This is a genomic window from Sphingobium sp. DC-2 (assembly GCF_000722555.1).
In the GTDB taxonomy this organism is placed as follows: Bacteria; Pseudomonadota; Alphaproteobacteria; order Sphingomonadales; family Sphingomonadaceae; genus Sphingobium; species Sphingobium quisquiliarum.
Window position 1 is genome coordinate 55,646 of record NZ_JNAC01000034.1, and the last position, 18,082, is coordinate 73,727.

Below are 18,082 nucleotides of genomic sequence, written 5' to 3' on the forward strand. Positions count from 1 at the left end.
ATCGGCGCATGAACGCCGTCGACATCCTTGTCCTCCTTGCGCTGGGCGGTTGCGCCGTGCTGGGGCTGCTGCGTGGTTTCGTTCTCGAAACATTATCGCTGATCGCCTGGATCCTGGGCATCTTCGCCATCCGCCTCTTCCACGGCTCCGCGACCGAACTGCTGACCCCCTTCGTCGGCACCACGAGCGGCGCAGCAGTGCTCGCTTTCACTCTTGTCTTTGGCATCACTTTCGGCGCGGGCAAACTTCTCGCCCACGCCATCGGCCGCCGCACGCGGCAATCCGTGCTGGGTCCTGTCGACCGCGTCCTGGGCGCGGGCTTTGGCGCGGTGAAGGGTCTGATCGGCGCGACGCTCGTCTTCCTCGCCTTCAGCCTCGTCTACGATACTTTCTACGGCAGCGCCGCCCGCCGCCCCGACTGGCTGTCCGACGCGCGCACCTATCCGCTGCTCAACGCCAGCGGGCAGGCGATCAGCGAATTCGTCGCCGAACGCCGCGCCCGCAAGCCGTCTCCCGGCGCTGAATGACAGCCGCGAAATCGACGGCTTAAAGCCAGCCCTTGATCCGGTACGCCTCCGCCGTGGCTTTCAGTCCTTCATCGGTCGCGACCTTGGGCTGCCACAGCTTTTTCGGCGGCTGCTTCCGCTTGGCCACCACCCAGTCGGGATGGCAGAAATAGCTGACCCGGTCCTGCGTCAGCTTCGCGCCCTTGCCGCGCAATATCCGGTCAAGCCGCGCCCCCAGGCCCAGCGCCCAGTTGGGCGTGGCGAAGGTCCGCACCGGACGCCCCACAGCCCGGCCGATCGCCTGGCCGAACTCCAGATGGTCCCAGCCTCCGGGCGTGCCATCGTCAGCTTCATAGCAATGGGCGAGGCTTTCTTCCTTTTCCCCCGCCAGCGTCAGCAACAGCCGCGAAAGATCGCTGACCTCGATCAGGGACAGCCGTCCGCCCGGCGGCAGCAGCATGATCCCGCGCTTCGCCATGCGGAACAATTCCAGCATCTCCCGGTCGCCAGGCCCGTAAATGGCGGGCGGCCGCACGATGGTCCAGTCGAGGCCGCTGGCCTTCACATGCTTTTCCGCCAGCGCCTTCGACCAGCCATAATCGGACAGATCCGGCTCGCGCGCGGCGAGGGAGGAGACATGGATCAACCGCCGCACGCCGCGCTGGCGCATGGCGTCGATCAGCGCCATGGTGCCGCGCGCATTGCCCGCTTCAAAGCCGTCGCGGTCCGGCGCATTCACAACGCCAGCGATGTGGATCACCACATCGGCGTCGCGCACCAGCGTGTTGAGCGCGGCCCGGTCGCCAAGGGACCCCGGCACCCATTTCAGATGCGCGCGCGGCGGCTGCGCCCGGCGGGTGATGGCGGTGACATGATGGCCCGCAGCCAGAGCCTGACCGAGTGTTTCGGCGCCGACGAAACCCGTCGCGCCGGTCATTGCAATGCGTAGCGTCATGATGCGTCAGACCATCGCCATATGATCGCGATGGACAAGCACGGATCGGGGCAGCTCCCCCAGCAGAATCGCGATATCCTCGCTGCGCTTCCCCGCGATGCGCGCGGCCTGTTCGCTGTCATATTCACTAAGGCCCCGCGCGATGACGCGGCCGTCCTCCGCCAATATGTCGACCACGTCGCCGCGCGCGAAAAATCCCTCGACCCTGGAAACGCCGGCCGGAAGCAGGCTGTTGCCCTTGCCGAGCGCGCGCTCTGCTCCGGCATCGATCGTGATGCGGCCCCTGACGGTCAGCCGCCCGGCAAGCCATCCCTTGCGCGCGCGCTTGGCGGGGGCGGCGATGAAGATGGAGCCCCGGCCGCCCTGTTCCCAATGCGACAGCGGCGCGTCGACCTTGCCCGATATGATGGCCAGGTGAGCGCCTGCGCCGGTGGCGATGCGGGCGGCCTCAATTTTCGATGTCATGCCCCCCGATCCCATGCCGGACGCGGAGCCGCCATCTGCCATCCCTGCAATGCGCGCGTCGATGCGCTCTATCCTTTCTATCAGCATGGCGTCCGCATCGACATGCGGATTGGCAGTGTAAAGCCCGTCCACGTCCGACAGCAGCACAACTGCGTCGGCCCGTGCCGCCTGTCCGATCCGTGCCGCCAGCCGGTCATTGTCGCCGAAGCGGATCTCAGCCGTCGCGACGCTGTCATTCTCGTTCACCACGGGAACCACATCCAGCGCCATCAGCCGTTCCAGCGTGGCCGATGCGTTGAGGTAGCGGCGGCGATGCTCCAGATCCTCCAGCGTCACCAGCATCTGCGCGGCCGTGATCCCCTTGTCCTGCAACAGGCTGGCCCAGCATTGGGACAGGGCGATCTGCCCCGTGGCGGCGGCGGCCTGCGCATCTTCCAGGCTGCCGCGCCCGCCCTTGGGCAATTTCAGCCGCCGCGCGCCCAGCGCGATCGCGCCGGAAGACACGACGATGATCTGCTGCCCCGCCTGTTTGCGCGCGGCGATGTCATCGACCAGCGTCCGCAACCATGCATCGCGCACCCGGCCATCGGGATCCACGAGGAGCGCGGAGCCGATCTTGATAACCAGGCGGCGGATGAGGGCAGGGGGGAAGCCGGAGAGCGAGGATGTCACTGGAAGTTCCGTTCGGGTCGAGCGCGTCGAGGGGGCGCTGCATGACCGCTGATCAACAAGGGGCGGGGGAAGCGATGGTCACGCAATCCGCTTAGATCGGCGACCACGGCGCTTCGCCTTCCTCGTCCGGGGCTTCCTGACCCTGCGTCTTGGCATCGCCTAGCAAGGGCAGCACCGCGTCGAGCAGGGCCGGGACGCCTTCGCCGGTCGCGCCGGAAATGATGAAGACATCCTCCACGCCCGCTTCGTCCCGAAGCTGCGCGGCGATATCCTCCATCAGTTCCTGACCCAGCAGGTCGCCCTTGTTGAGCGCCACGAGCTGCGGCTTTTCATCAAGGCCGCCATCATAAGCGGTCAGTTCGTCCTGCACGATGCGGAAGGCATCGACGGGATTGTCCGCCGTGGCGTCTATCAGGTGCAGCAGCACGCGGCAGCGTTCGATATGGCCCAGGAAGCGATCGCCGATGCCAGCGCCTTCGGCCGCCCCCTCGATCAGGCCGGGGATGTCGGCCAGCACGAATTCCCGGTCGCGATGCTGCACCACGCCCAGCTGCGGCTTGGTGGTGGTGAAGGCATAGGCGCCCACCTTCGCCTTTGTGTTGGTGACCTGGTTGATGAAGGTGGACTTGCCCGCATTGGGCATGCCGACCAGCCCGACATCCGCCAGAAGCTTGAGGCGCAGCCATACCCACATTTCCTGCCCCGGCCATCCGGTGCCATGCTGGCGCGGAGCCCGGTTGGTGCTGGTCTTGTAGGACAGGTTGCCGCGCCCGCCGTCTCCGCCGCGCAGGAGCACCACGCGCTGCCCCACCTCGGTGAAGTCGGCGAGCAGTTGCTGCTCCTCATATTCAGGATAGCCGTCCTCATCCTCCGTGCCTTCGATCGGCTGGGGATCGGACAGGATCTGGGTGCCGACCGGCACTTTGATCACCAGGTCTTCGCCGCCCGCGCCATAGCGATTCTTGCCAGCGCCGGGCTGTCCCCGCTGCGCCTTGAAATGCTGGGTGTAGCGGAAGTCGATGAGCGTGTTCAGGCCCGCGACGGCTTCGAATATGATGTCGCCGCCCTTGCCGCCGTTGCCGCCATCGGGACCGCCATATTCGATATATTTTTCCCGGCGGAAACTGACAGCGCCGGGGCCGCCCCAGCCGGACTTGATGAATATCTTGGCCTGATCGAGAAAATGCATCGCTGGCCCATAGCCGCTTATGAGGCGGAATTAAACCATGCCCCGCGCATCAAAATGCCGCCAGCGGCGGGGGACCGGTTGAGACCTGATATACTGCAATCCATGCTGCAATGCTGATCTCCATCGGACCAGCGAAGGGGCGGCGCCAGCGATCCGCGCCGCCCCTCTTACCTTCCATCATTCCATCAGGCTGCGAGCGCCGGGACCGAATCCTGATAAAGGTCCATCGCCACGTCTGCGGCCATTCGGCCAGCGACGCCTTCTTCGAACACCAGGCAGTCGGCGAGGACGCCCCGCGCTGGGCTATAGCGCTGCTCGACGCGGCCCATCGGGCGGAAGCCGACCTTCCGCAGCACGTTGCCTGACGCCGGATTGTCCGCGAAATGCGCGGCACGGATGCCGCGAACGCCCGCTGCGCGCGCCATGCTCAGCACTGCGCTCGCGGCTTCGGTCGCAAAGCCCAGACCCCAATAGGGGCGGGAAATCCAGTAACCCAGCTCAGGCGTTCCGTCTTCGGCCAGATGCACGCCGCATCCGCCCACCAGGCGAGGCGCGCCACGGGTGCGGGTAAAGGCCAGCAATTGCGGCATGCGGGAATCGTGCGGCGTCGCCAGGAAAGCGCGCGCTTCTTCCTCGCCATAGGGGGCGGGGACGTGAAACAGGTTCCGCAGGATCGCCGGATCGCCGATCGCTTCGGCCAGGGCAGGTGCATCTTCCATCCAGCCGGGTCTCAGGAGCAGGCGGGGGGTACGGGCGAACATCTTCAAATCTCTCCTCTGTCGGCACGCCAATGGCCGCGAAAAGTTACGGCTTTACGACGATAATTCTCTGGCTGAGCCCCGCCCGCATGACGCGCGGAAAGGACATGAGTTCCAAAGCTTTGAGGGAAAATGAAGGGATGTGCCGGGGAATGGAAAAAGGGGGCGCTCCCGGATGGAGGCGCCCCCTTTTTCCCTCGAAACCCAGCCTGGTCAAAAGACCGTTAGCCGGAAGGACCGCCCCAACTGCGAGGGACGATCCGTCATCGATCGTCCGTTATTCGGCTGCTTCGGCCATGGCATCGACCGACACATATTTGCGGCCAAGCTTGCCGGTGTGGAATACCACGCGGCCTTCGCCCAGCGCGAACAGCGTGTGGTCCTTACCCATGCCGACGTTACGGCCGGGATAGACGCGCGTGCCGCGCTGGCGAATGATGATGTTGCCGCCGATCACTTCCTGACCGCCGAACTTCTTCACGCCAAGGCGCTTCGATTCCGAATCGCGACCGTTACGCGACGAACCGCCAGCTTTCTTATGTGCCATGACTCAAACTCCTCGAAACTTGTCTTGCCAGCAGCGCTCAGGCGCCGATCGATACGATCTTGAGGATCGTGTGATTCTGGCGGTGGCCGTTCTTGCGGCGATAATTGTGGCGGCGGCGCTTCTTGAACACGATCACCTTCTCACCCTTCGCCTGTGCGATGATTTCGGCGGCGACGGTCAGCTGCTTGGCGTCCTTCACGTCATTGCCTTCACCGGCGAACAGGACGTCGTCCAGGGTCACCTTGTCGCCAGCCTCGCCAGCCAGCTTCTCAACGACGATCTTGTCTCCGGCGGCGACGCGATACTGCTTGCCGCCCGTGCGCACGACTGCGAACATGGCTCTTCTCTTCTTGTTCAAATCTGCTTTACGCAGATCGTCGAGGACTTTTGAAGTCCTGTTGACCCGCGCGGGAATGTGGCCCGGTAGTTGAATGACTCGCGTATGTCAACCGCCATGGCCCGTGATCGGCGCTGGTTTTTGGCGCGATCCACGCCTATTTGTTGACCGGAAGGATATGAGGAACGGATGACGCCGATATCGCAAGGGCACAGCAACGGGAAGGGCCGCCTGCTCTTTCTGGCGGCCGTGTGCCTGGCGATGGGCATCGCGCTGTTCTCCGCGCTCGCACCCCTTGGACTGCCGTTCAGCAGGGCGACGGGATCGGCGTTCAACCCGGCGACGACCAGCGTGGTGCTCAAGGCCCGATCGCCGGTCGAGGCCGCCGCCGCCATCGTGCAGGAGCCCAGTGACGGCGCGCCAACGCCGCTGCCCTTGGCGGTTCATTCCTGGCTGCTTCCCGCCGCCATGCTGCTGTTGGGAAGCCGTCTTGCAAGTTCATGCATGCCGCGGCGCTACTCCTGCGCTCACCGCCATGCTTTCGCTCTGGTTTCGGTAAAGCGCGCGAGGGCGCCTCCTCTCCGCTCCTGATGGTTTCAACCGGTCTCGCATATGGCGAGGCCGCCATCACAGGGAAAGGAGTCTGCCATGCCCCGCAAGAGTTCGGGACCAGGTAACCAACGTCCGCCATGGTGGTTCATGCCTGCCGTCATGACCGCCCTGGCCGCCGCTGGCGGCCTGCTGTCAGTGGCCATTCTGGCCGAAGGATGATCTTCCACGCGCGCGGCGGCCATGCCGTCGCACAGGAAAGCGATATATGCCTCATCACACGCCGCTCATCGGCACGATCGTAGCGGGTCTGGTCGCTGCGTTCATCATGGGCGCGATCGCCCATCGTCTGAAAATGTCGCCGCTCGTCGGCTATCTGATCGCGGGCATCATGGTCGGGCCTTTCACGCCCGGCTTCGTTGCGGATGCCGGCCTTGCCAACGAACTGGCGGAGATCGGCGTCATCCTGCTGATGTTCGGCGTGGGTCTGCATTTTTCCCTGCGCGACCTGCTGTCCGTCAAGAATATCGCGGTGCCGGGAGCGGTCGGGCAGATCGCCGTCGCCACGATGATGGGCATGGCCCTGGGCCATTTCATGGGCTGGCCGCTGATGGGAGGGCTGGTCTTCGGACTGGCCCTGTCAGTGGCCAGCACCGTGGTCCTGCTGCGCGCCCTTCAAGGCGCTGACCTGGTGGAGACGCAGCGGGGCAGGATAGCGGTCGGGTGGCTGATCGTGGAGGATCTGGCGATGGTCCTCGCCCTGGTTCTGCTGCCCGCATTGGCCGGGGTCATCAACAATGCGGAAAGCGTGGCGGGAGTGGGAGCGCTGCTCGCGCCGCTCGTCGGCACGCTGCTCAAGGTGACGGGCTTCGTTGCGCTCATGCTGATCGTGGGGCGCCGGATCATTCCCTGGGCGCTCCATTGGGTGGTGCATAGCGGGTCGCGTGAGCTTTTCCGCCTCGCCGTCCTCGCGATCGCGCTGGGCGTGGCATTCGGCGCGGCCTTCGTCTTCGACGTATCCTTCGCGCTGGGCGCATTCTTCGCGGGGATGATCCTGGGCGAAACGCCGTTGAGCAGGCGGGCGACCGAGGAAACCATGCCGCTGCGCGACGCCTTCGCCGTGCTGTTCTTCGTGTCAGTCGGCATGCTGTTCAACCCGGCGATCGTGGTGCAGCAGCCTTTGCCTTTGCTGATGACGGTGCTGATCATCGTGGTCGGCAAGTCCATCGCCGCCTTTGCCATCGTGCGCGCTTTCGGCCATCCGGGGGACACGGCGCTGACCATCGCCGCCAGCCTGGCGCAGATCGGCGAATTTTCCTTCATCCTGGCGTCGCTGGGCACGGGGCTGGGTGTGCTGCCCGCTCAAGCGCGCGACCTGATCCTGGCGGGCGCGATGGTTTCCATCTTCCTCAATCCGCTGATCTTTTCGCTGATCGTGCGCGATCATAAGAAGGAGGAGATTGAGGAAGAACAGGCAGCCCAGCGCGCGAGGGAAGCGCCACGCATCGGCCACGTCATATTGGTGGGCTACGGCCGCGTCGGCAAGCTGATCGCCGCGCGTCTGGCGGAACGCAAGGCGCATTTCGTGGTGATAGAGAGCGATAGCGACCGGGCGGACGAGGCCGAGGAGGCGGGGCTGTCGGTCGTGCGCGGAAGCGCGCTGGAGGACCGGCATCTGCTGTCGGCGGGGATCGGCGAAGCGCGGCGCATGCTGATCGCCGTGCCGGAAGGATTTGAAGGCGGCGCCATCCACGAACATGCCCGCCACCTGAACCCCAGCCTTCAGGTGATTGCGCGTGCCCATTCCGATGCGGAGGTGGCCCATCTGGAACGCCTGGGCGTGCCCCATATCGTCATGGGTGAGCGGGAACTGGCTGCGCGGATGCTGTCGCTATGCGGGGTGGGTTAGGTCACGTTCGTTCAGCCTGCTGAGTAGTCCTGTTCAGACTTGATTGGAACTGGACTCCTGCCTGCGCAGGAATTCGTTCAGCCTGAACAGGACAACTCCCTATTCAGCCGCGCGGCTTGCGCGGGCCGCTCTTGCGGGGGCCGCCTTTGAAGGGCCGCGCGCCATAAGCGGGCTTGGGGCCGCGTCCTTCATTAGGGCGTCCCTTGCCGCGTGGAGCTTCCCGCCGATTCTCCCGCGCTGCCTCGCGCGGTGTGCCTTCAACCTGTTCGAAGGAGATTTCCGCGCCTTCGTCGCTGGCCTCTCCGGTCCGCTTCACCGAAGCTATGAAACGCGAGACGATGGCACGCGGAATTTCGAACAATGTCTCATTCGCCGCGATGCGGATCGCGCCGATATCCTGACGCGATACATGGCCACGGCGGCAGATCAGCGGCAGTATCCAGCGCGGATCGGCATTCTGGCGGCGCCCAATGTCCATGCGGAACCAGGCGGTGTCTTCGAAGCCCGGACGCGGCCCATCGCGGCGCGGGGGCGCTTCGCTGGCGTCCAGCAATTCTTCCGGCGCGGGGAGGGCAGCGCGGGCGCTCCTAACCAGCATGGCCGCGATTTCCTTGGGCGACTTTTCGGCGAGCAGTTCGGCGCCGAGCGCCCAGTCCTGCTCATCCAGTTCGGCGCGCTCCATCAGCTTTTCGCGCAGGCGGGCATTATCCTGTTGCTGGATTGCTTCCTTGCTGGGCGGGGTGCCCCATTCGACCGGGATCTTCGCGCCGCGCAGCATGGATTCGACACGGCGGCGGCGGGGATAGGGGACGATAAGGACGGCCGTGCCCTTCTTGCCCGCGCGGCCGGTGCGGCCGGAGCGGTGCTGCATGGTTTCGGCGTCACGAGGGATCTCTACGTGAACGACGAGGCTGAGGTTCGGAAGGTCGATGCCGCGCGCGGCGACATCGGTGGCGACGCAGACTCGCGCGCGCCGGTCGCGCAGGGCTTGCAGCGCATGGTTGCGCTCATTCTGGCTGTGCTCGCCCGACAGCGCCACGGCGGCGAAGCCGCGTTCGGTGAGGCTGGCGTGCAGGTGGCGCACATTGTCGCGCGTCGCGCAGAAGAGGATGGCTGTTTCCGCCTCATGATAGCGCAACAGGTTGACCACGGCATTTTCGATGTCGGCGGGCGCGACCGTTACCGCCTGATAGCTGATGTCGCCATGGCCGCGTTCATCGCTGACAGTGGAAATGCGCAGCGCGTCCTTCTGGTAGCGCTTCGCCAGAGCCACGATCGGCTTGGGCATGGTGGCGGAAAAGAGGAGGGTGCGGCGTTCTTCCGGTGCGCCGTCGAGGATTTCTTCCAGATCCTCGCGAAAGCCCATGTCGAGCATTTCGTCGGCTTCATCCAGAACCACGGTTTTGAGGCCGGAGAGGTCGAGCGCGCCGCGTTCCAGATGGTCACGCAGGCGGCCCGGCGTGCCGACGACGATATGTGCGCCGTGGGAGAGGGCGCGGCGTTCCTTGGCGGCGTCCATGCCGCCGACGCAGGTAGCGATGCGGGCGCGAGCCTCACCGTAGAGCCATTCCAGCTCTCGCGCCACTTGCAGCGCCAGTTCGCGCGTTGGGGCGATGGCGAGGGCGAGCGGCAGACCGGGAGCGGGGAGGCGGCTGCTGTCGTCCAGCAGTTCCTTCGCCATGGCGAGACCGAAGGCGACCGTCTTGCCGGAGCCGGTCTGCGCCGAGACGATGAGGTCGCGGCCTTCGGCTTCGGGCTGGGTGACTTCGGCCTGGACGGGGGTTAGGCTTTCATAGCCTTTGCGCGTCAACGCGCCGGAGAGAAGGGGAGGAAGGTGTTCAAAAGACATTATATTATCCGTCGGTAAAGCGACCCGTCCTTGTCCGACGGTTCAGTTTGAGAGGCTTTGACCCGCCTCATAAATCCGTTCGCCCTGAACGTGTCGAAGGGCATCCCTTTTCCTCAAGAAAAGAGCGGGGGCTTCGACAAGCTCAGCCCGAACGGTTGATGGAGGATAGGCGTTTCAGCGTCCTCACAAAAGAAGAAAGCCTCCTTCCCCGTGTGGAGGAAGGAGGCTCTATTATCTGTTCTAGCGTCAGATCAGACCGAAGCGACTTCCGCCACATCGACCTTCACGCCCGGACCCATCGACGACGACAGGGCGATCTTGCGGACATACTTGCCCTTCGAACCCGACGGCTTCGCCTTGACGATGGCGTCAACGAAAGCGTCGAAATTCTTGCGCAGGTCTTCGGCGGAGAAGCTCGCCTTACCCAGGCCAGCATGGATGATACCGGCCTTTTCCACGCGGAATTCGATCTGACCGCCCTTGGCGGCCTTCACGGCTTCGGCGACGTTCGGCGTGACGGTGCCCAGCTTCGGGTTCGGCATCAGGCCCTTGGGACCCAGGACCTTGCCCAAGCGGCCGACCAGACCCATCATGTCGGGGGTCGCGATCACGCGCTGGAAGTCGATGTTGCCAGCCTGGATCGATTCCAGCAGGTCTTCCGCACCAACAACGTCGGCGCCAGCGGCAGTCGCGGCTTCAGCCTTGTCGCCACGGGCGAACACGGCGACGCGGACGGTCTTGCCAGTGCCAGCGGGCAGGGTGACGACGCCACGGACCATCTGGTCGGCGTGACGCGGATCGACGCCCAGGTTGATCGCGATTTCGACGCTTTCGTCGAACTTGGCGGTCGCATGGGTCTTGATCAGGCCCAGCGCTTCGTCAACGCCGTGCAGCTTTTCCTTGTCGATGGCAGCGGCCAGGGCCTTCGCCTTCTTGCTCAGCTTTGCCATGGTCTTAGCCCTCCACCACTTCGAGGCCCATCGCGCGAGCGGAGCCTTCGATGATCTTCGTCGCTGCGTCGATGTCGTTCGCGTTCAGATCGGCCATCTTGGCCTGCGCGATTTCGGCGAGCTGCGAGCGCTTGATCGTTCCGGCGGTCACCTTGCCCGGCTCCTTCGAGCCCGACTTGAGGTTGACGGCCTTCTTGATCAGATAGGTGGCGGGCGGCTGCTTCGTGACGAAGCTGAACGAACGGTCCGCATAGACGGTGATGATGGTCGGCAGCGGCGTGCCCTTCTCCATCTTTTCCGTCGAGGCGTTGAACGCCTTGCAGAATTCCATGATGTTCACACCGCGCTGACCCAGCGCCGGACCGATCGGCGGCGAGGGGTTGGCGGCTCCAGCGGGCACCTGGAGCTTGATATAGCCCGTAATCTTCTTGGCCATTTTCACTCACTCTGTTGCTGGGCGTGCCCAAAGGCGCGCCCGGTTCAAGTTTAGCGGTCTTGACGGATCACCTGGGCGATCCTCCCGCAGCTATTCCCGGTCGCCCGGAAATTCCTTCTTCCGTCATGCCGGATCAGGTCCGGCATGACGAATGTGGTCCTTACTTCGACAGTTCGACCTGTTCGAAGTCGAGTTCGACGGGGGTCGCGCGGCCGAAGATCGACACGGACACCTTGACCCGGTTCTTTTCGAAATCCAGTTCCTCGACAGTGCCGTTGAAGCTGGCGAACGGGCCGTCCAGCACCTTGACGCTGTCGCCGATCTCGTAATCGACATTGACCTTGTGCTTGGGCGCGGCTTCGGCTTCCTTGCGGGCGCCGAAATAGCGCGCGGCTTCGCTCTCGCTGATCGCCTGCGGCTTGCCGGAGGAACCCAGGAAGCCCGTCACCTTGGGCGTGTTCTTGACGAGGTGATAGATATCGTCATTCATCGCCAGCTTGGCGAGGACATAGCCGGGCATGAACTTGCGCTCGACCTGCACCTTCTTGCCGCGCTTCACCTCGGTCACGGTCTCGGTGGGCACTTCCACCTGCTCGACCAGCTGAGAGAGGCCCATGCGCTCGGCTTCGGACAGGATCGATTCCTTGACCTTGTTTTCGAAGCCCGAATAGGCGTGGATGATGTACCAGCGCGCCATGTTACCGTCTCAAACTCCCAATCAGGCCTGACTAGCGGCGAAGCTCAGCAGCCACCGAACGATCGCGCCGAAAAAAGTGTCGATGCCGAAGAAGAAAAGGCCGAGGACCGTCGTCATGATGGCGACCATCACCGCCGTCATGACCGTTTCGCGGCCGGTAGGCCACACGATCTTCGACGCCTCGGTCTTCACCTGATTGACGAATTCGCCCGGAGAAACCTTCGCCATCGCTGCCTCAAAACCTTCGAACCAAACACCAAAGCGCGAAGCAACAGTCCGCCCTCCGGACCCCGCCATGTCGGCGTCCCGGGGTGCGGCCGCCCGCTTCGCGACCCATCTTCGTTCGGCCGCCTAGCCCCGAACCCCTGAAAAATCAAGGATAAGCAGGCGCGGCGTGGCAGGAGTGGAGGGACTCGAACCCCCGGCATTCGGTTTTGGAGACCGACGCTCTACCAGCTGAGCTACACTCCTGTGCCGGCGAAGGACGGCGCTTTAGCGTGGCCTGCCTGGGAGGGCAAGGGAGATAATCGCGCTGCCGCTCAAAGGAAAACGCCGCCCTTCATGATGCGGCGCGCACGGCCCTGCACCGGCATGCGGTCGAACGGCGTATTCCCTGCCTGAGCGGCCATTTTTTCGGAATCCACGATCCATGGCGCATCGGGGTCGATGAATATGAGGTCCGCCGCGCTCCCGCTGGCGAAGCTGCCTGCGTTGACGCCCAGAATCCTCGCGGGATTGGCGCTGAGCAGGGTCATGAGCCGGTTCAGCGACACATGGCCGTCCCGCACGAGGTTGAGCGAGAGGGCGAGCAGCGTTTCCGCGCCCGCCATGCCGGGCGAGGCGTCGGCGAAGGGCAGGCGCTTATCCTCCGGCCCCCTTGGGTCATGGCTGGAGGTGATCACGTCCACCGTCCCGGCAGCCACGGCTGCGATCGACGCCTTGCGGTCATCTTCTGACCGCAGGGGCGGCGACAGCCGGGCAAAGGTGCGAAAATCCGTCACCGCATTGTCCGCCAGAAACAGATAGGCCGGGCTGATGCCGCAGCTGACCTTCAATCCCTCCGCTTTTGCCGCGCGGATCAGGTCGAAGCCGGCCCTGGTGGTGACCAGCCGGAAGTGAATGGCAGCGCCCGTGACACGCGCAAGCATGATGTCCCGCGCTATGGCCATGGCTTCGGCGCAGGCGGGCGCATGGGGCAGGCCAAGGCGCGTGGCGGTTTCGCCGCTGGTCGCGACAGCCTTGCCTGCCAGGCCCCCATCTTCCGCATGAGTGATGACTGTCAGTCCGAGGCCGGAGGCATAAGCGAGCACGCGCATCATCACGCCGGAATCAGCGATCCACTGGCGCCCGGTGCCCACGGCCCTGGCTCCGGCGGCCTGCATCATCCCGATTTCGGCAAGCTCCGTGCCCTTGAGCCCGCGCGTCGCCGCGGCAATGGGATGGACCCAGAAGTCGGGCTTGCCCGCGCGGGTGGCCTGGCGGATCAACCCTGCCTCATCAAGGGGCAAGGACTGGTCCGGCATCAGCGCGGCCCGCGTGATGCCGCCGAAATGGAAGGCTGGCTTGTCGGTCGCGAAGACGCCCAGGTCGACCAGCCCCGGCGCGACCACCAGCCCGGCCGCATCGATGCGCTGCGCATCTTCTGGCACGGGGATGTCACCGGTGGCGGCGATACGGTCTCCTTCGATCAGGATCACGCCGCTGCCAAGCGACTGCCCGGCTGGATCGGCCAGTTTCCCATTGATGATGGCGAGCTTGTTCATGCCCATCCCTCCACCCCGCGCGCTTGGCGGGTCAGTATGTCCAGGCAGGCCATGCGGATGGCGACCCCCATTTCCACCTGCTCCGTAATGGCCGATCGTTCGGGGTGGTCAGCGACGACGCTGGAAATCTCCACCCCGCGATTCATGGGGCCAGGGTGCATGACGAGGGCATCGGGCTTGGCGATCGCAAGCCGTTCCTGCGTCAGTCCGTAAAGCATATGATATTCGCGCGGCGAGGGGATGAAGGCGCCGTCCATCCGCTCATTCTGAAGCCGCAGCATCATGACCACGTCTGCGCCTTCCAGCCCTTCGTCCATGCGGTGGAAGGGCGTCGCGCCCAGCATCTCCACCTCGGGCGGCATCAATGTAGGCGGGGCCACCGCGCGCACCTGAGCACCCAGCGCCGCGAGACACAGCATGTTGGATCGCGCCACGCGGCTGTGCAGCACGTCGCCACAGATGGCGACGATCAGCCCTTCGAAACCGCCCTTGCGCCGCCGGATGGTAAGCGCGTCCAGCAAAGCCTGCGTCGGGTGCTGGTGCCAGCCATCGCCTGCGTTCAGCACCGGGCAGTCCACCTTGTCCGCGATCAGGGCCACCGCGCCTGAACTTGCATGCCGGATCACGATCACGTCGGCGGCCATGGCATTAAGCGTCATGGCGGTGTCGATCAGCGTTTCGCCCTTCTTCACGCTGGATTGGCCCGCATGCATGTTGACGACATCCGCACCCAACCGCTTGCCCGCAATTTCGAAGGACAGCAGCGTGCGTGTCGAATTTTCGAAAAAGGCGTTGATCTGGGTCATGCCCGCCAAGCGGTCGTCATGCTTGCGCGCGTTGCCGCGATTGGCCCTTGCCCAATGTTCCGCCTCATCCAGCAGGAAGCGGATTTCCCAAGGTTTGAGGTCCGCGATGGACAGCAAATGCCGGTGCGGGAACAGCGCCCGGCCAGTCAGGTCGGGCGAGGCGGATGGAACGGTGATGTCGGGCATGAACGGACCCTTTAAGCGAGGGCGGGAAGGAGGGCAAGGCGCACGCAGGCAGGGCGAAGGGGGCGCCATATTGGAAAGCCGGTCCGCATTCCTATCTGGATGCCATGCGCATTTTCACGATCGGCTATGAAGGGGCAACGCAGGCGGAGCTTATCGCCGCGCTACAGGAAGCAGGCGTGAAGCTGCTGGCGGATATCAGGGCGGTGCCGCTATCGCGCCGGCCCGGCTTTTCCAAGAACATCTTGGCGGCGGGGTTGCGGGAGGCGGGGATAGAATATGTCGGCCTTAAAGCCCTGGGAACGCCACCGGCCGGGCGGGAAGCGGCGCGCAAAGGCGATCATGCGAAGCTGCGGGATATTTATGCGGGCCAGCTTGATCTGCCGGAAGCCGTCGTGCAGGCGGAACAGCTCCGAGAAATGGCGGCGGAGCGGCCGACGGCGCTGCTCTGTTTCGAGCGGGATGCGAGCGCCTGCCACCGGTCGGTTCTGCTGGAAATGCTGTTCGCTGAGGATGAGCGTGTTGATTTGACGCCCTAAGGGAGCGGGTCAGAAACGGCGCGCGACTGCTCCGGCGGTCCAGCCCATGCCGACTGCCAGCGCTATGGCGGTCAGGCCGTATAGAAAGGGCCATTGTTCGGCTGCAACGGCCATGAAACGTTCAAAACCCGATTTGCGGATGGTGATGTCGCGGACCGCTGCGGCGACGACGCGGCCATCCTGCACCAGAAAGGTTTCGGCGGTATAGTCGCCCACGATCACGCGTGCCGACAGCGGCAGGCGGGCGCGGTAGAGCACGCCTTGCGTGATCTCCACCGTTCCGGGCCGCTCCACATAGAGACCGGCACGCTCGCGAAGGTCGATGAGACCGGCCTGAAAGCGATCCAGTTCCGCGCTGTCGTTGAGGGAGGAAGGGGAGAGTTGCAGCTTGTCGACCCCCATCTCGTAAATGGCCGCGGTGCGCTCGTCCACGACCTCGTCAATAGGGCGCGAGGAGGCGATGGCGTAGAAGCTGGGTGCGGAGCGGAAGCGGGCAGTGTCGGCATTGACCCAGATGCCCGCCACCTTCTGCTTTTCGCGCATGATGATGGACTGGTCGGGGCCTTTCAGCACCACGAGGATGTCGGCGGGTTTCTTCGGCTGCTTGCCGCCGGGGTAGACGATCGCGCCGAACAGCAGCAGGTCGGCGCCGGTGAAGCTATATTGGATCTCCACCTCGCGCTGTGACACGTCCGGCACCAGCAAGGGCTCGTCCGCCGCGCTCAACAGCAGGAGGGCGGGGGAAAGGAGGGTCAGGCGGGCGCGCAGGCTCACCGGACCTCCACAGTATAGATTTCGTCGGGCCGGAAGCCAAGGCCCAGCGCCATGCGCGCTGCCACCAGCAGGACGATGGCCGACAGGAGAATTCGCAGATATTCCGGGCGCACCGACATGGAAATGCGCGTGCCGATCTGCGCTCCCGTGACGCTGCCGATGAGCAGCAGCATGGCGAGTACGAGGTCCACGGCCTTTGTCGTCATGGCGTGCATCATCGTCGTCGCCATGGTGACGAACAGGATCTGGAACAGGGACGTGCCGACGACCGACTGCGTGGTCATTCCGAGAAGATAAAGCATGGCGGGCACGAGGATGAAGCCGCCGCCCACACCCAGCAACATGGTGAGGATGCCCGTCGCCATGCCGAGCAGGAGAGGGGCGAGCGGGGAAATATAAAGGCCGGAGCGGTAGAAGCGCCACCGCATCGGCAAGGCGGCGACCAACGGGTGGTGACGCCGCTTGCGCGCGGCGAGGCGCTTGCCTGTCTTGAGCGCGACCAGCGCCTGGATGGATTCCTTAGCCATCAATATGCCGATGCCGCCGAGCATCAGCACATAGAGGATGCCGATCATCGTATCGATCTGGCCCACCGCCTGGAGCAGGCGGAAGAGGAAGACGCCTATGCCTGCCCCAACGACGCCTCCGGCGATCAGTACGCCGCCCATGCGCACATCCACCGTGCCGCGCGCCATGTGAGTGACCACGCCTGAGACGCTCGCCCCCGTGACCTGGCTCGCCGCCGAAGCCGCCGCGACCGTGGGCGGGATGCCGTAGAAGATGAGGAGCGGCGTCGTCAGGAAGCCGCCGCCGACCCCGAACATGCCTGACAACAGACCGACCACCCCGCCGAGGGCGATGATCACCAGCGCATTGACCGACAGGTTGGCGACAGGGAGGTAAAGGTCCATCGGCTGATCGGGTTAAGGCCAATGCGCAGCGAGATAAAGGCGGGAGGAGTGTCAGGCGATCAAAAATCCGCGCCAAGGGTCATCGCCAGCCCCGAACCAGGGGTGGCGCGTCCGGCTACCCGCTCCCTCCATTCCAGGCTCATGCGGGCTGCAATTCGGGGGAGCGGCAGGCGCAACCGGACTTCGGGGCCTATGTCCAGCCGTTCGACCGCGGGCTGCGCGCCGCCTGATATGCTCCCGCCAAGCTTGAGCGGTGTGTTCCGGACAGGCGAGAGCAGTGACATCTTTCCATCGGCGAACAGGTCGCGGGCCTGGAAACCCACCATGCCGCCTTGCGCATAGGCTTCGGCCTGGAGGCCCGGCAGGAGTTGGGCTGGGCCGAAGCCACCGGTCACGAGCAGCGCGCTTGCATTGCGCGCGCCTTTGCCCAGTGCGATCCGGCGTTCCGCGGCGAGCGTGACCGGGACGGCTCTTGCGGGCTGCCAGCCTATGCCTGCCGCTGCTTCGGGCGAAGCCGGGCTGTTGAGCGCGGTGCTGACGCGTCCATAGAGAGCCGCGCGTCCAGAGGAGCGGGGCGTCAGGTCATAGTCGATCCGCATACCGGCTTGAGATCCGCCGAGGCGGCCTGCCGGAATTGCGCCCGCTACCGGAGAACTGCCGCCGCGCCATAATATCCATGTGCTGCCGCGCCATCTATCCTGTGAGGGTGCATTGGCCCCGGATGTTAGCGGCAGGGCTGGAACCAGGGATGGCGCGGCAGCCGGCGTCTGGGCCTCCGGCTGCTCGCTGGGCACTTGGTTGAGCGCCAAAGCGCCCGGAGATGGTTCCGGCATATGCCTCTGCTTAGCGCGCAGCACGGCCGCGTGCGAAAGCTGAGCGCGGACGGGGGCAGCAGCGGCTTTGGGAAGCGGCATAGCCGCTGCCCTGGGAATGACTCGCCATTCATGCTTGCTGGCGGAGCGGAACGCGGGCGAGGGACCGCGCCGTGATTGCGTTTCAGCGAGCTCGGTAGATCCGATCATCCCGCTGGAGAAGCGTACCGCCACCCAGCCGCCCATTAGAATGAGAAAGAAACGGACGGGCCGTCCGCTATTGCTCCAAAGCATGCCGGTTCACATTTGAGGAAAGCGGTGCTGGGTCTTGTCCCAGACCAGCGGTTTGCCGAACAGCGAGTCGAGATAAAGAGCGACCGCGCGCCGCGCTGCGAACATTGCTATGAAGTTGGCCAGGAGAGTCCTTGAACCGCGCCGGGTTTGCCGGAGGCTGGTTGGTTTGAGTCACGCCGCC

The 18,082-nt window shown here is 64.7% G+C and carries 21 protein-coding genes and 1 tRNA gene; 5 read left to right on the top strand and 17 right to left on the bottom strand.

The window, feature by feature from the left end; translation table 11 throughout:
* The first annotated feature begins 8 nt into the window (after nt 1–8).
* Nucleotides 9–527: a CvpA family protein gene (locus ET21_RS0106430; RefSeq protein ID WP_030539005.1), complete on the top strand. Its 519-nt coding sequence runs from the start codon at nt 9–11 to the stop codon at nt 525–527.
* Between the two features lie 19 nt (nt 528–546).
* Here the strand turns inward: ET21_RS0106430 and ET21_RS0106435 are convergent, their stop codons facing one another.
* The 6 genes from ET21_RS0106435 to rplU all read right to left on the bottom strand — a co-directional run bounded on the left by ET21_RS0106435 (nt 547) and on the right by rplU (nt 5,429).
* Nucleotides 547–1,461, bottom strand: a complete 915-nt coding sequence (locus ET21_RS0106435; protein WP_030539006.1) for an NAD(P)-dependent oxidoreductase — start codon at nt 1,459–1,461, stop codon at nt 547–549.
* Nucleotides 1,462–1,467: 6 nt separating this feature from the next.
* Nucleotides 1,468–2,598, bottom strand: a complete 1,131-nt coding sequence (gene proB, locus ET21_RS0106440) for a glutamate 5-kinase (RefSeq protein ID WP_030539007.1) — start codon at nt 2,596–2,598, stop codon at nt 1,468–1,470.
* 91 nt (nt 2,599–2,689) lie between these two features.
* Entirely contained in the window at nt 2,690–3,787 is a 1,098-nt protein-coding gene (gene obgE, locus ET21_RS0106445) for a GTPase ObgE (RefSeq protein WP_030539008.1), read from the bottom strand.
* A gap of 185 nt (nt 3,788–3,972) precedes the next feature.
* Nucleotides 3,973–4,548: a GNAT family N-acetyltransferase gene (locus tag ET21_RS0106450; protein WP_030539009.1), complete on the bottom strand. Its 576-nt coding sequence runs from the start codon at nt 4,546–4,548 to the stop codon at nt 3,973–3,975.
* Between the two features lie 274 nt (nt 4,549–4,822).
* Nucleotides 4,823–5,092, bottom strand: coding sequence for a 50S ribosomal protein L27 (gene rpmA, locus ET21_RS0106455; protein ID WP_007683600.1), 270 nt, complete (start codon nt 5,090–5,092; stop codon nt 4,823–4,825).
* Nucleotides 5,093–5,129: 37 nt separating this feature from the next.
* The gene (gene rplU, locus ET21_RS0106460; protein ID WP_030539010.1) at nt 5,130–5,429 is read right to left on the bottom strand and encodes a 50S ribosomal protein L21; all 300 of its coding nucleotides are present in this window, start codon (nt 5,427–5,429) and stop codon (nt 5,130–5,132) included.
* Between the two features lie 189 nt (nt 5,430–5,618).
* Here rplU and ET21_RS25645 point away from each other — a divergent pair, with 189 nt between their 5' ends.
* From ET21_RS25645 to ybaL, 3 genes are read left to right on the top strand one after another with little or no spacing between them, the layout of a single operon-like run.
* Nucleotides 5,619–6,020 carry a hypothetical protein gene (locus ET21_RS25645; RefSeq protein ID WP_021238467.1) on the top strand — a complete coding sequence of 134 codons (402 nt, stop codon included), beginning with the start codon at nt 5,619–5,621 and terminating at the stop codon, nt 6,018–6,020.
* Nucleotides 6,021–6,077: 57 nt separating this feature from the next.
* Nucleotides 6,078–6,200 carry a hypothetical protein gene (locus ET21_RS28740; RefSeq protein ID WP_269077974.1) on the top strand — a complete coding sequence of 41 codons (123 nt, stop codon included), beginning with the start codon at nt 6,078–6,080 and terminating at the stop codon, nt 6,198–6,200.
* A 46-nt stretch (nt 6,201–6,246) separates the two neighbouring features.
* On the top strand, nt 6,247–7,887 hold the full coding sequence (gene ybaL, locus ET21_RS0106475; protein WP_021238466.1) for a YbaL family putative K(+) efflux transporter: 1,641 nt from the start codon (nt 6,247–6,249) through the stop codon (nt 7,885–7,887).
* Nucleotides 7,888–7,990: 103 nt separating this feature from the next.
* On the opposite strand, the gene ET21_RS0106480 is transcribed toward ybaL, so the two are convergent.
* The 8 genes from ET21_RS0106480 to ET21_RS0106520 all read right to left on the bottom strand — a co-directional run bounded on the left by ET21_RS0106480 (nt 7,991) and on the right by ET21_RS0106520 (nt 14,574).
* Entirely contained in the window at nt 7,991–9,736 is a 1,746-nt protein-coding gene (locus ET21_RS0106480) for a DEAD/DEAH box helicase (RefSeq protein WP_021238465.1), read from the bottom strand.
* Nucleotides 9,737–9,987: 251 nt separating this feature from the next.
* Nucleotides 9,988–10,686, bottom strand: a complete 699-nt coding sequence (gene rplA, locus ET21_RS0106490) for a 50S ribosomal protein L1 (RefSeq protein WP_021238464.1) — start codon at nt 10,684–10,686, stop codon at nt 9,988–9,990.
* A 4-nt stretch (nt 10,687–10,690) separates the two neighbouring features.
* Complete coding sequence (gene rplK, locus ET21_RS0106495; RefSeq protein ID WP_021238463.1) at nt 10,691–11,122, bottom strand: 50S ribosomal protein L11; 432 nt, start codon at nt 11,120–11,122, stop codon at nt 10,691–10,693.
* A 160-nt stretch (nt 11,123–11,282) separates the two neighbouring features.
* The gene (nusG, locus tag ET21_RS0106500; protein ID WP_021238462.1) at nt 11,283–11,819 is read right to left on the bottom strand and encodes a transcription termination/antitermination protein NusG; all 537 of its coding nucleotides are present in this window, start codon (nt 11,817–11,819) and stop codon (nt 11,283–11,285) included.
* A gap of 21 nt (nt 11,820–11,840) precedes the next feature.
* Nucleotides 11,841–12,047: a preprotein translocase subunit SecE gene (gene secE / locus ET21_RS0106505; protein WP_021238461.1), complete on the bottom strand. Its 207-nt coding sequence runs from the start codon at nt 12,045–12,047 to the stop codon at nt 11,841–11,843.
* Nucleotides 12,048–12,214: 167 nt separating this feature from the next.
* Nucleotides 12,215–12,290, bottom strand: a tRNA-Trp gene (locus tag ET21_RS0106510).
* Between the two features lie 68 nt (nt 12,291–12,358).
* Nucleotides 12,359–13,582 carry a dihydroorotase family protein gene (locus ET21_RS0106515; protein ID WP_030539012.1) on the bottom strand — a complete coding sequence of 408 codons (1,224 nt, stop codon included), beginning with the start codon at nt 13,580–13,582 and terminating at the stop codon, nt 12,359–12,361.
* Nucleotides 13,579–14,574, bottom strand: a complete 996-nt coding sequence (locus ET21_RS0106520) for an aspartate carbamoyltransferase catalytic subunit (protein WP_021238459.1) — start codon at nt 14,572–14,574, stop codon at nt 13,579–13,581. The genes ET21_RS0106515 and ET21_RS0106520 overlap by 4 nt, the downstream gene beginning before the upstream one ends.
* 104 nt (nt 14,575–14,678) lie before the next feature.
* Between ET21_RS0106520 and ET21_RS0106525 the strand changes: the two genes are divergently transcribed.
* On the top strand, nt 14,679–15,110 hold the full coding sequence (locus tag ET21_RS0106525; protein WP_021238458.1) for a DUF488 family protein: 432 nt from the start codon (nt 14,679–14,681) through the stop codon (nt 15,108–15,110).
* Nucleotides 15,111–15,119: 9 nt separating this feature from the next.
* Here ET21_RS0106525 and ET21_RS0106530 read toward each other — a convergent pair whose 3' ends face one another.
* Genes ET21_RS0106530 through ET21_RS0106540 form a run of 3 tightly spaced genes read right to left on the bottom strand, consistent with a single transcriptional unit; the run spans nt 15,120 to nt 17,628 of the window.
* On the bottom strand, nt 15,120–15,878 hold the full coding sequence (locus ET21_RS0106530; protein WP_051209650.1) for a TIGR02186 family protein: 759 nt from the start codon (nt 15,876–15,878) through the stop codon (nt 15,120–15,122).
* Between the two features lie 2 nt (nt 15,879–15,880).
* On the bottom strand, nt 15,881–16,795 hold the full coding sequence (locus tag ET21_RS0106535) for a sulfite exporter TauE/SafE family protein (protein WP_030539014.1): 915 nt from the start codon (nt 16,793–16,795) through the stop codon (nt 15,881–15,883).
* A 59-nt stretch (nt 16,796–16,854) separates the two neighbouring features.
* Nucleotides 16,855–17,628, bottom strand: a complete 774-nt coding sequence (locus tag ET21_RS0106540; RefSeq protein WP_237751499.1) for a hypothetical protein — start codon at nt 17,626–17,628, stop codon at nt 16,855–16,857.
* Between the last annotated feature and the right edge of the window lie 454 nt (nt 17,629–18,082).